Source organism: Nitrospirillum goiasense (assembly GCF_034427435.1).
Lineage (GTDB): Bacteria > Pseudomonadota > Alphaproteobacteria > Azospirillales > Azospirillaceae > Nitrospirillum.
This window is the reverse complement of sequence record NZ_JAXQNP010000002.1, coordinates 629,247-641,765: the sequence shown is the minus strand read 5'-3', so window position 1 is coordinate 641,765 and position 12,519 is coordinate 629,247. Positions and strand designations below refer to the sequence as shown.

Below are 12,519 nucleotides of genomic sequence, written 5' to 3'. Positions count from 1 at the left end.
CAGGGGCCGCCGGCGCCTGAGCCACCCAAAACAGGGCAACAAAAAGCCCCACCGGTGAGGGCGGGGCTTTTTAAGATCACGCGCTCAGCGGCTCGCGCTCGTCTTCGGCCGGGCTGTCGGCCTCGGCCTCGTCGGACGCCTCGCCGCCGTCGGCGTCGTCGTAGCCCGTCTGCGGCTGGTAAGGCCGGGGCTCGCCGCCGCGCTGGCGTTGCTCGGCCTCGTTGATCTGCGTGATGATGCGGAAATAGTGCTCCGCATGCTGCAGGTAGTTTTCCGCCGCCACCCGGTCGCCGGACGACTGGGCGTCGCGGGCCAGGGCCAGGTACTTCTCATGCACCTGGAAGGCGTTGCCGCGGATGCGCACATCCGGGCCGTTGCTGTCAAAGGTCTGGTGACGCAGGGGCACGTTCTGGCGGCGGTTATTACCGCCCCCGTTGTTGCCATTGCCGCCGCCGTTGCCGCCGGCATTGCCACCGTTGTTACCGCCGCGTCCACGCGAACGCCTGGAGTTCGGTCCCTGTCTCATCCGACTGCTGCTCTAGCCCCGTTGGAGTTCCATGCATGCCGTGCCAAGGGGGCGGAGCTTTTCCATCCGCGCCGCTGCATCCGATCCCGGAATCCACCCGTTACCCGGATTGACACCGGATCGACCATGCTGGGCAAACTGGCATGCCGTGGTGATCATTCTTGGCCCATGAACGCTAGCCGGACCCCTGCACGGGTGTTTCCCCGTTTGGACCTGGCGCGTCGCCCCTTCGGCCTTCACCACGCGAAAACGACCCTAAACGCAGTATCCCGCTAATCCAACATCTTTTTTGGCGAAGCGCCCCTGCGTTCCCGGCGCAGACGGTCAGGTCCGTCGGTGTTTTTCCGTCCTTTAGGAGGAGGCGGGGGCGCCGGGCGGGGTACGGGCGGCGACCACGCGGTCATGCCCGGCCAGGTCGTCGACCCGCTCCAGGACCTCCAGGCCCGCGGCGGCGAACAGGGCCGCCACGTCCGCCCCCTGGCCGGCGCCATGCTCCACCGCCAGCAGCCCGCCGGGCACCAGCAGTCCGCCGGCGACCTTGGCCAGGTGGCGGTACGGGTCCAGACCGTCGGCGCCGCCATCCAGGGCGCGCCGGGGGTCGAAGGTCCGCACTTCCGGCTCCAGGCCGGCGATATCAGCCGCCGGGATGTAGGGCGGGTTGGACACGATGGCGTCGAAGCGGCCCCCCCGGACGCGCCGTCCGCCAGGGCGTCCGTCCAACTGCCCACCAGGAAGGCGCTGCGGTTCGCGAAGCCCAGATCCCGCGCGTTGGCGGCGGCGGCCCGCGCGGCGCCGGGGGCTATGTCCACGCCCAGGCCCCAGGCGCCCGGCAGTTCGGACAGCAGGGCCAGCAGGATGCAGCCGCTGCCCGTGCCCAAATCCAGCAGGCGCCGGGGGCGCTGGCCGTCGGGCAGGTGGCGCAGGGCCGTTTCCACCAGGGTTTCGGTATCGGGCCGGGGGTCCAGCGTGTCCGGGGCCAGGCGGAACTCCAGGCTCCAGAACTCCCGCTTGCCCAGGATGCGGGACACCGGCTCGCGCGCGGCGCGGCGGTCGACCAGGGCGGCCAGCGCGGCCTGGGCCTCGGCCGGCACGGGGCGGTCGCCCTCCAGCAGCAGGGTGGTGCGCGACCAGCCCAGCGCCTCCTCCGCCAGCAGGCGCACGTCCAGCCGGGGGCTGGCGCAGCCGGCGGCGGCCAGCTTTTCCTCGGCCGCCTTCAGCACGGTGCGCAGGGGCGCGGGGGGAGGGATCGCCGCGCTCACTGTAGTTCGGCCAGGCGCTCCGCCTCGTCCTGGGCGATCAGCGCCTCCACCACCTCGTCCAGGGCCTCGCCCGCCATGACCTTGTCGATCTTGTAGAGCGTCAGGTTGATGCGGTGGTCGGTCACCCGGCCTTGGGGGAAGTTGTAGGTGCGGATGCGTTCGGAACGGTCGCCGCTGCCCACCTGGCTCTTGCGGTTGGCCGCGCGCTCCGCGTCCAGGGCGCTGCGCTGCAGGTCATAGAGGCGGGAGCGCAGCACGCGCAGGGCCTTGGCCTTGTTCTTGTGCTGCGACTTCTCATCCTGCTGGCTGACCACCAGGCCGGTGGGCAGGTGGGTGATGCGCACGGCGCTGTCGGTGGTGTTGACCGACTGCCCGCCGGGGCCGGACGAGCGGAACACGTCGATGCGCAGGTCCTTCTCGTCGATCTGGATGTCCACCTCCTCCGCCTCGGGCAGCACGGCCACGGTGGCGGCGGAGGTGTGGATGCGGCCCTGGGTTTCGGTGGCTGGCACGCGCTGCACCCGGTGCACGCCCGATTCGAACTTCAGCCGGCGGAACACGCCCCGGCCGGAAATGCTGGCGATGGCTTCCTTGTAGCCGCCCAGCCCGGTCTCGGAGATCTCGATGACCTCGAAGCGCCAGCCCTGGATGCCGGCGTAGCGCCGGTACATGTCGAACAGGTTGGCGGCGAACAGGGCCGCTTCATCGCCACCGGTGCCGGCGCGCACTTCCAGCATGGCGTTCTTGTCGTCAGCCGCGTCCTTGGGCAGCAGGGCCAGCATGACCTGGCGTTCCAGGCCGGGCAGGGCCTTCTCCGCCTGCAGCAGTTCATCCTGCGCCAGTTCCCGCATCTCCGGGTCGGCTTCCGCCTCCGCCATGCGGGCCAGATCCGCCAGGTCGGCCCGGGCGCGGCGCAATGTGGCGATGGACTCCGCCACCGGCGTCAGCTCCGCGAACTCCTTGCTCATGCGGGTGTAGGCGTCGGCCGCCAGCGTGCCCGTCGCCAGGGCGTCGCGCAGTTCGTCATGCCGGGCCGACAGCTTGGCCAGCGTGTCCCCGAACCGTTCTTCCAATGTGGTCATGGTCGTTCCGTCATCCCGTGTCCGGGCTGACTAAAGCCCCTCAAGCGCCGGGCGCGGCCATCCGGCCGCTTGGCTTATCCTCAGTTTCCGGTCCGCTGACGGTCCCCAGAAACTTCCGGCGGCTGCGGTCGCAGCCTAGCGGCATGAGCGAAGACTCATGCCGCGGGCACTTTCAGGCTACTCGGCCGCGGCGGCGGCTTCTTCGGCGGCCTGGGCGGCCTTGATTTCCTCGGCCTTCTTTTCCACCAGCGACACCAGGTGGTCGACGATGCTCTCATCCTTCAGGCGGTGGGCCGGCTGGCCGGCCAGGAACACCTGGTGCACGCCCTTGCCGCCGCCGGTGAAGCCGATGTCGGTCATGGTGGCCTCACCCGGGCCGTTCACAACGCAGCCGATGACCGAGACGGTCATGGGGGTGGTGATGTGGGCCAGGCGTTCCTCCAGCACCTCGACCGTCTTGATGACGTCGAACTGCTGGCGGGCACAGGACGGGCAGGAAATGACGGTGACGCCGCGACGGCGCAGGCCCAGCGACTTCAGCATCTCGAAGCCGACCTTGACCTCCTCCTCCGGGGGGCGGACAGCGACACGCGGATGGTGTCGCCGATGCCCGACCACAACAGCATGCCCAGGCCGATGGACGACTTCACGGTGCCGGCGCGCAGGCCGCCGGCCTCGGTGATGCCGATGTGCAGGGGATAGTCACAGGCCTCGGCCAGGCCCTGGTAGGCGGCCACGGCCAGGAACACGTCCGACGCCTTCACGGAAATCTTGAACTCCCGGAAGTCATGGTCCTCCAGGATCTTGGCGTGGGTCAGGGCGCTTTCCACCAGGGCTTCGGGGCAGGGCTCGCCATAGCGTTCCAGCAGCTCGCGCTCCAGCGAGCCGGCGTTGACGCCGATGCGCATGGCGCAGCCATGGTCCTTGGCGGCCTGCACCACCTCGCGCACGCGGTCGTGCGATCCGATGTTGCCGGGGTTGATGCGCAGGCAGGCGGCGCCCGCCTCGGCGGCCTCGATGGCGCGCTTATAGTGGAAGTGGATGTCGGCCACGATGGGCACGTTCACCGCCTTCACGATCTCCTTCAGCGCTGCCGTCGACTCCTCGTCGGGGCAGGAGACGCGGACCATGTCGGCGCCGGCCTCTTCGGCCCGCAACACCTGCTCGATGGTCGCCTTGGCGTCGGCGGTCAGCGTGTTGGTCATGGTCTGGACGGAGATCGGCGCGTCGCCGCCGACCAGGACCTTGCCGACACGAATTTGACGGGAGGGCCGGCGCAGGATCTGGCGATACGCACGATGGGAGGTGGACATGGGAACGGGCCTCATGAGGGAATTTTGACCGTAAAGTGCTGCCGGACGGCCCCGGGATCAAGAGGCCATCGCACAAGGCATCATCGCGCCGCGTGCGGGACGGCACGGCCGGTAACGGTTAAGCGACCGAAGAGAAAGGCTTACTTGCCGCCGGTGTCGGCACCGCTCTTTTCCGCACCGCTCTTTTCCAGCGTGACCAGCACGATGTCGTTGCTGTGCATGGGCAGCGGGACGGCGTAGCGGCCATCGGCGCCGACGGTCACGGTCTTGTCCGCCTCCGGCAGGTCGCGCGTCAGGTCGGTCAGCTTGGCCAATTGCTCCGGCGACAGGGCCTTGGGCGCGCCCATGTCGATGTAGGCGGAATAGGCGTCGTTGGCGCGATAGCCGGTGCGGTGGACCGCCAGGCGGTACTGTCCCGGCTTCAGCCCGTGGAACGCCACCTTGATGGCCGGCGCCGGCTTGCTGGGCACGATCTTGCTGTAGAAGGACCGGTTGCTGACCGGCTGGCGCGGCTGCTGGAAGTCCCACACCAGGGCCGCGGCCTTGCCCTCCGCCGCGGACGCCATGACCTGACCGTCCGTCACCGGCACGGCGTCGCCCTGCAGCGCGTGCAGGTACTTGTAGGCGAAATAGGCCGGCTTGCGGATGCCCTCGCGGTTCATCAGGCCAAAGCCGCCCTCGAACGGGGCGGTGGGCGGGCCGGGCTCCTCGAACAGGTCGCTGTAGGTCCAGTAGCTCATGCCCTGGACCATGCCCTGGCTGGCCTTCAGCTTGGCCAGGATGTAGGGCGCGCTGATGTAGCTGTCGTGCACCAGGTCGCGGGGGGTGTAGCTGGTGCTCCACTCCGTGAAATAGAGCGGCAGGTGCGGGAAGCGGGAGGCGGCGATCTGCTCGCGCACCTTGCGCACGTCGCCCACGATGGCGTCGGGCGAGGGTGACAGCTTGGTGTCGGCCTTGCCCGCCTCATCCAGGAAGCCGCCATCCACGCCATAGGTGTGGGTGGTGACAAAATCCACCGGCGCGCCGCTGTGCGCCACATGGTCCAGGAACTCCGGCACCCAAGCGGCGCCGGCGGTGGCGGGGCCGCCCACCTTCAGTTCGGGGTCGATCGCCTTCATGGTGTTGGCGGTCAGGTCGTACAGGGCGAAATAGGCCTGCTGGTCCGCCCCCTCCCAGAAGCCGGCCAGGTTGGGCTCGTTCCACACCTCGAAGAACCAGCTGCGCACCTCGGCCTGGCCATAGCGCGCTTCGATGTGCTGGACGAAGGCGGTGATCAGGTCGCGCCAGGCGTTGGGCCTGGGGTGGGAGGTGTTGCCCTCCCAATAGAAGATCTTGTTGTCCGACGTCGCCATGGCCTTGGGCGTGAAGCCCAGCTCCACGAAGGGCTTCAGCCCGCGCGCCTTCAGGTCGTCGTACAACTGGTCGATCTTGCTCCAGTCGTAGGTGATGGCGCCGTTCTCGACCTTCACCGTGCCCAGCACGTCGTGGAAAATGGCGTGGAAGCGGATGTAGCGGAAGCCCAGCTCATCCTGCGTGGTCCTCAGCTGCGCCATGCTGTCCGGGCGCATCAGGGTGCCCGGGTAATCGGACCCGATGGACAGGTCGTAGAAGCGGTCCAGCGGCTGGGCCGCCTTGGCCACGTCGACGTCGATCTGGCGGACGCGGCCCGCAGCCCGCGCCGCCGGGGAGGCGAGGCTGGCCGTCAGGGCGACGCAGGCGCAAAGGCCGGCGGCGGCGACCGCCCGGCCGTTAAACAGCGACGCCATCAATGCACCCCCCGCGCCTGTAGATCGTCCGGTTGCAGGGGATAGCTGCGCACCACCTGGCCCTTGGCGCCCAGCGCCGGCAGATCCTTGCCGTCCAGGCTGATGACGACGCCGCCGGCGTTGCCGGTTTCCAGGGACAGGCCGGGCACGTCGGGTGCGCGGAAGCTGTCGCCCGGGTGCAGCACGCGGGACGCCCACAGCGTGCCCTTGGCGTCGCGCACCTGGATCCAGCTTTCGTCCGTGGCGCGCACCACCACGCGGGCGGGTCCGGTCTGGCCGAAGACGCGGCCCTTGGTGGCCACCGGCGCTGTGCCCGGGGCTGTGGTGTCGGGCCGCATGCCAGTATCGGCCGGTGCGGCGTCGGTGTCGGCGGCCGCACTCTTGGGCTGGCCCAGGTCCGGCATTTGCGGCGCCTCGTCATCCGGCGCTTCCGACGTCACGGGGGCCGCCGGCTGCGTTGCCGCCGGGACCGTCTTTCCCGCCGGGACGGGGGTGGCGGGGCCGGGCGCGGGGACACCGGCCGGTGCGGTGGTGCCTGCCTGCGGGGCGGTTTGACCGCCGGCCGGGGCCACCGGCACGGGACCCGGCATGGCATCGGGCATCGGGGCGGTGGCGTCCGGCGCCGCGCCCACCTCTGGTGCCGTGGGCTGCGCCTGGTTCAGCAGGGCCTGCACCGCCGGGGCCGGCAGCACGTTGGCCGGCGGCGGGGACGAGGTGTCGCCGCTGCCCGTGAGGTGGGCCAGCCGCTCCGGCAGCTTGGGCACCAGGTCCAGCGCGCTACGGTCGGCGGAGGAATAGAGATACCAGCCGCCATAGAGGACGGCGGCCAGCACCACCGCCGCCACCATCAGGGCGCCGCTGGGCACGCGGTTCTCGCTCACCGGGATGGGCAGGTACAGCTCCGCCGGGCGGACATGGCCCGCCGTTTCATCCTTGAAGCGGTTCAGCAGGTCGCCGGAATCGATGCCCAGCAGATCGGCGTAGCTGCGCAGGAAGCCCAGGATGTAGGCCTGGCCCGGCAGGTCGCCGTAACGGCCGTCCTCGATGGCTTCCAGGTAGGCGCGGCGGATGCGCAGGACGTTGGCCACGCCCGCCAGGTCGTACCCCAGCTCCTCGCGCCGCAGGCGCAGGATGTCGCCCACCGTTTGGCGCGGGGCCTGCGGTTCGGCGGCACGACCGGCGTCTATCATGTCCCGATAACGGTCGCGGCGTTCAGTCATGACGGCTGTCCCAGCACAGAATGGTGCACGAATTATCCCAACCGCCGGTTCGTTTATTACGCCGACGACGATGTTGGGCGGAGTCTTATCAAGGGGCTCGCGGTACCGCAACCACAGTAAGCCTCCCGCCGCCCGGAACACCGGCGGACATACGCCCCTTGGATTTATCCACGGGGCGGCCGACAGGGCGCCCACTGGGGATGTGCCCCACGGAATTACAACCGCACGCCGTGGTCCCGGGCGAAGGCCAGCAGATGCAGGCGCAGGCTGCGGTCCGGCCGGCCCAGCAGGCTGTCCAGGAAGTGCTGCAACACGCCCACGTCCACCGAGCGGATCATGGTCTTGACCTCGCCGAAGGCGCCTGGGCTCATCGACAGGGTGCGGAAGCCGCAGCCCAGCAGGGCCATGGCGTCCAGGGGCCGGCTGGCCATCTCCCCGCACAGCGACAGTTGCACCCCGGCCGCGTCGCAGCGCCGGACCAGCATGCGCAGCACCGACAGCATGGCCGGCGACAGCAGGTCATAGCGGTTGTTCAGCATGGGGTTGCCGCGATCGCTGGCGAACAGGTACTGCAACAGGTCGTTGGACCCCACGGACATGAAGTCGATGTGGGGCAGCAGCGCGTCCAGCTGGAACAGCAGGGCCGGCACCTCCATCATCACGCCCACCTTCAGGTCGCGGGGCGGGGCCACGCCGTCCTGGTGCAGCCGGCGCAGTTCCAGGTCCAGCACGCGGCGGGCACGGATGAACTCCGACACCTCGGCCACCATGGGGAACATCACCCGCAGGTCGCGGCCCGACGCCGCCCACAGCAGGGCCCGCAACTGTTTGCGCAGCATGGCCGGGCGGTCCAGGCCGATGCGGATGGCGCGCCAGCCCAGGGCCGGGTTCTCCTCGCCCAGGTCGGGGAAATAGGGCAGGGTCTTGTCCCCGCCCACATCCAGGGTGCGGAAGGTGACGGGCTTCTCCCCCGCCTCGTCCAGCACCTTGGCGTAGGTTTCCTTCTGCACCGCCGTGTCGGGATAGGTGTGCCGCACCATGAAGGGGATTTCGGTGCGGTAGAGGCCGATGCCGTCGGCGCCGGTGGCGTGCAGGTGGGGCAGGTCGATCAGCAGGCCGGCGTTCAGCATCAGGCGCACGGGCACGCCGTCGCGCGTCACCGACTCCAACTCGCGGGCGGCGGCGAACTCGCGCTTGCGCTCCTCCCCCACCTCGATGCTTTTCAGGAAGGCCTCGGTGATGTCTTCCGCGGGGCGCACGAAAACCTGGCCGTGGTCGCCGTCGACGATGACGAAGTCCAGCGGGTCGACGCGGCTCAGCACGCCGGTGCATTGGCCCACCACGGGAATGTCCAGGGCGCGGGCCACGATGGCCACGTGGCTGTAGGCCGCCCCTTCCTCCAGCACCAGGCCGCGCAGCCGGGTGCGGTCGTAATCCAGCAGCTCGGCCGGGCCCAGGTTGCGGGCCACCAGCACGAACTCCTCCGGCAGGGTGCCGCCATCGGCCTTGTCCTGCCGCCCGGCCAGATGCTGCAGCAGGCGGTTGGTGATGTCGTCCAGGTCCAGCTGGCGTTCGCGGATGTAGCTGTCGGTCACCGACGCCATGCGGGCGCGGTTGTCGTTCTGCACCTGCTGCACCGCCGCCTCCGCCGTCAGGCCGGTGCGGATGGCCTCACGGATGCGCGACAGCCAGCCACGGTCGGTCGCGAACATGCGGTAGGTTTCGATGATCTCGTGGTGCTCGCCGCCGTTTTCACCCGACAGGATCAACAGCCGGTCGATGGCGGAGTGCATGCTGTCCACCGCCTCGCGCAGGCGGCTCAGCTCCAGCTCCGGATCATCCGCCACCATCTGGCGGATGGTCAGTTGCGGCCGATGCAGCACGGCCACGGCCATGGCGATGCCCCGGTTCAGGCTGACGCCGTCCAGGCGGGACGGCAGCAGCACCAGGTCGTTGGCCACCTGCAGTTCGCGGTTGTCGACCAGCTCGCCCGTGGCCACCAGCTCGGCCACCACCATGGCGATGGTCTCCAGCGTCTCCACGTCCTGCTCGTCATAGGCGCGGCGGGCGATGTGCTGGATGGCCAGCACCCCGCGCACGCGGCCGCCGCGCAGGATGGGCACGCCCATGAAGCTGTCGAACGGGTCTTCGCCGGTTTCCGGGCGATAGGCGAAGTTGGGATGGCTGGGCGCGTTGGCCAGGGCCACCGGCCGGGCGTGGGCGGCGATGTCGCCCACCAGGCCCTCGCCCACCCGCAGGCGGGTCTTGTGCACGGCGTCCAGGTTCAGGCCGATGGTGGCGAACAGCTCCAGCACCTCGCCCGCCCGCATGACGTAGCAGGAACAGACGTCCGCCCCCATCTCGGCGGCGATCAGCATGACGATCTTGTCCAGCCGCGACTGGGCGGTGCCGCCGGCGGCCATGACGTCGCGAAGGCGGGCCAGCAGGCGACGGGCGCCGCCGGCCGCATCGGCGGAGCGGCGCAGGGTGGTCACGGCGTCGGGGGAGGCACCGCTGGCAACGGTGCCGGCCTCCGGAACGTCAAGCCCCGGGTCGATGAGGAGGGGAGGAGTTCCGGAGTTCGGTGCCACTAGCCCGCCGCTCCCGCCAGCGCCAACGCCGGTCCCGTTTCCACCGTTTCACGAACATGGCCATAGCGCCCGGCCAGCGCGTCCTCCGCCTGGGCCACCAGCTCGGCCAGGATGTCGGCCGTCGGCTGCTCCCGCGTCACCATGCCCACCGATTGGCCCGCCATCAGGCTGCCATTCTCCACGTCGCCCTCGATGACGGCGCGGCGCAGGGCGCCCGCCCAGAAGTGCTCGATCTCCAGCTGGGCGTCCTTCTGCTCCACCTCGCCCCGGTTGAAGCGCTCCACCACCTCGCGCTGGAAATCCATGAAGCGGCGGGTGCCCTCGTTCTGCAGGGCGCGCACGGGGATGACGGGGAAGCGGCTGTCCAGCTGGGCCGATGGCATGGCGTCGCGCGCGCTGGCGCGGATGAAGGCGCGCTTGAAATTGGGGTGCGCCCGCGATTCGGTGGCGCAGACGAAGCGGGTGCCCAGTTGCACGCCGGCGGCGCCCAGTTCCAGATAGGCCACGATGGCCTCGCCCCGGCCGATGCCGCCGGCCACGAACACCGGCACGTCATGGATTTCCGGCAGGATCTCCTGCGCCAGGACGGAGGTGGCGACGGGCCCGATGTGGCCGCCGGCCTCCATGCCCTCGATCACCAGGGCGTCCACGCCCATGCGCACCAGCTTCTTGGCCAGCACCAGCGCTGGCGCGAAGCAGATGACCTTGGCGCCGCCATCCTTCAGCTGCTTGATCACCGGTGCCGGCGGCAGGCCGCCGGCCAGCACCACATGGTGAACGCCGTGGCTGAGACAAATGTCGGCCAGCACGTCCAGTTGCGGGTGCATGGTGATCAGGTTGACGCCGAAAGGCTTCGCCGTCAGCGCGCGGGTGGCGTCGATCTCCTGGGCCAGCATCTCGGGCGTCATGGCGCCACAGGCCAGGACGCCGAAGCCGCCGCCGTTCGAAATGGCGGCCACCAGGTTGGCGTCCGACACCCAGGTCATGGCGCCGCCCATGATGGCCAGCTCCGTCCCCAGGAAGTCCCGTCCACGGGCCCAAAGCGCGTCCAGCCTGGCGCGCGCGGTTCCGGTCGTGGTGGCGATGCTCATCAAAACGCTAGTCCCTGTTTGGCGAAAAAGGCGTCGTGGCCCGGCGGGTGTCTTGCGACGGGTATTCCGTGGGGACGCTCCCCGGATGGGGCGCCCCGGGCGGTCCGGCACCGGGACGATGCCGATCCCTAACCCAAAACAGCCGCTGAAAACAACAATGCCCCGGGGGTCGTCTTGGCGGACCCCCGGGGCACAGTGTCGCTCAGATGCTTATGCCTGGTCCAGGCCGTATGCGGTGTGCAGCGCGCGCAACGCCAGTTCGGTGTATTCCTCGGCGATCAGGACGCTGACCTTGATCTCACTGGTGGAAATGACCTGGATGTTGATGCCGCGGTCGGCCAGCGCCTTGAACATGCGCTGGGCCACGCCGGCGTGGCTGCGCATGCCGACGCCGATGACCGAGACCTTGACCACGTTGCTGTCGGCGATCAGGCGGCGGAACTTCAGGTCGTCCCGGGCGCCCTCCAGCACCTGCACGGTGCGGTCCAGGTCGGCCTTGGTGACGGTGAAGGTCATGTCGGTGGTGGTGCCGTCCTCCGACACGTTCTGCACGATCATGTCGACGTTGATGGCGGCATCGGTGAGCGGGCCGAAAATGGCGGCCGCCACGCCCGGCCGGTCTTCAACGCCCACCAGGGTCACCTTCGCCTCATCCCGGCTGTAGGCGATGCCGCTGACCAGTTCCTGTTCCACGATTTCGTCCTCATCAACGACAAGAGTTCCCGGCAACGCGCTGCCGGCCGCTTCCTCGAAGGTCGACAGCACCTGGACGCGCACCCGGTGCTTCATGGCCATTTCCACCGACCGGGTCTGCAGGACCTTGGCGCCCAGCGACGCCATCTCCAGCATTTCCTCGTACGTGATGCGGCCCAGCTTGCGGGCCTTGGTCACGATGCGCGGGTCGGTGGTGTAGACGCCATCGACATCGGTGTAAATATCACACCGCTCGGCGCCCACCGCCGCCGCCAGGGCGACGGCCGAGGTGTCGGAGCCGCCACGGCCCAGGGTGGCGATGCGGCCGTCCTTGGACACGCCCTGGAAACCCGCGACCACCGCCACCTCGCCCGTGGACATGCGGGCCACCAGTTCGGCGGACTCGATGCGCTCGATACGGGCCTTGCCATGCACGTCGTCGGTGATCAGGGGGATTTGCCATCCCTGCCACGACCGCGCGGGGATGCCGATCTCCTGCAGGGCGATGGCCAGCAGACCGCTGGTCACCTGCTCGCCCGAGGCGACCACGGCGTCGTATTCGCGCTCGTCCGCCAGGCGGCCGACCTGTTTCACATAATCCACCAGCTGGTTGGTCACGCCCGACATGGCGGAGACGACCACCGCCACCTCATGGCCGGCGTCGACCTCCTGTTTCACTTTGCGGGCGACATTCTTGATGCGGTCGATGGTGCCGACCGACGTGCCGCCGAACTTCAAGACGAGGCGTGCCATAACCCGTGTCTGCCTTGCTAAAAGCCGGCCAACCGCCGGCGGTGGATGCAGGAGGCTTCCGGCGCCGCGCCGGCAGTCCCGTCCCGGTTGGGCAGGGCCTGCGAAGGGGGCTTACGCGAAAGCGCGCTATCCTTACCCCGTCGCGGGCGCGCAGGCAACAAACGGGTAATAAAAGGTCAGGGTTGCGTAAACCGGGCGACAGAGCATTTCTATTTCGCGCATCCC

The 12,519-nt window shown here is 69.3% G+C and carries 8 protein-coding genes and 1 pseudogene; all 9 read right to left on the bottom strand.

Features of this window, described 5'->3' with window-relative positions:
* Positions 1-76: 76 nt before the first annotated feature.
* Positions 77-526 carry a DUF4167 domain-containing protein gene (locus ULB03_RS05285; RefSeq protein WP_322482209.1) on the bottom strand — a complete coding sequence of 150 codons (450 nt, stop codon included), beginning with the start codon at positions 524-526 and terminating at the stop codon, positions 77-79.
* Positions 527-798: 272 nt separating this feature from the next.
* Positions 799-1,785: a N5-glutamine methyltransferase family protein gene (locus ULB03_RS05280; protein WP_416211035.1), complete on the bottom strand. Its 987-nt coding sequence runs from the start codon at positions 1,783-1,785 to the stop codon at positions 799-801.
* Complete coding sequence (prfA, locus tag ULB03_RS05275) at positions 1,782-2,867, bottom strand: peptide chain release factor 1 (RefSeq protein WP_322482208.1); 1,086 nt, start codon at positions 2,865-2,867, stop codon at positions 1,782-1,784. Before prfA ends, ULB03_RS05280 begins: the two co-directional genes overlap by 4 nt.
* A 177-nt stretch (positions 2,868-3,044) precedes the next feature.
* Positions 3,045-4,180: pseudogene (gene ispG, locus ULB03_RS05270) on the bottom strand (flavodoxin-dependent (E)-4-hydroxy-3-methylbut-2-enyl-diphosphate synthase).
* Between the two features lie 140 nt (positions 4,181-4,320).
* Positions 4,321-5,946 carry a GH39 family glycosyl hydrolase gene (locus ULB03_RS05265; RefSeq protein ID WP_322482207.1) on the bottom strand — a complete coding sequence of 542 codons (1,626 nt, stop codon included), beginning with the start codon at positions 5,944-5,946 and terminating at the stop codon, positions 4,321-4,323.
* Entirely contained in the window at positions 5,946-7,166 is a 1,221-nt protein-coding gene (locus ULB03_RS05260; protein WP_322482206.1) for a RodZ domain-containing protein, read from the bottom strand. The genes ULB03_RS05265 and ULB03_RS05260 overlap by 1 nt, the downstream gene beginning before the upstream one ends.
* A 215-nt stretch (positions 7,167-7,381) precedes the next feature.
* A complete protein-coding gene (gene ptsP, locus ULB03_RS05255) occupies positions 7,382-9,589 on the bottom strand; it encodes a phosphoenolpyruvate--protein phosphotransferase (RefSeq protein ID WP_322483783.1) in 2,208 nt (735 codons plus the stop codon).
* A gap of 167 nt (positions 9,590-9,756) precedes the next feature.
* Positions 9,757-10,848, bottom strand: a complete 1,092-nt coding sequence (locus ULB03_RS05250; RefSeq protein WP_322482205.1) for an NAD(P)H-dependent flavin oxidoreductase — start codon at positions 10,846-10,848, stop codon at positions 9,757-9,759.
* Positions 10,849-11,058: 210 nt separating this feature from the next.
* Positions 11,059-12,294 (bottom strand): aspartate kinase, encoded by a 1,236-nt coding sequence (locus tag ULB03_RS05245; RefSeq protein WP_145732858.1) that lies wholly within the window; start codon positions 12,292-12,294, stop codon positions 11,059-11,061.
* Positions 12,295-12,519 lie beyond the last annotated feature (225 nt).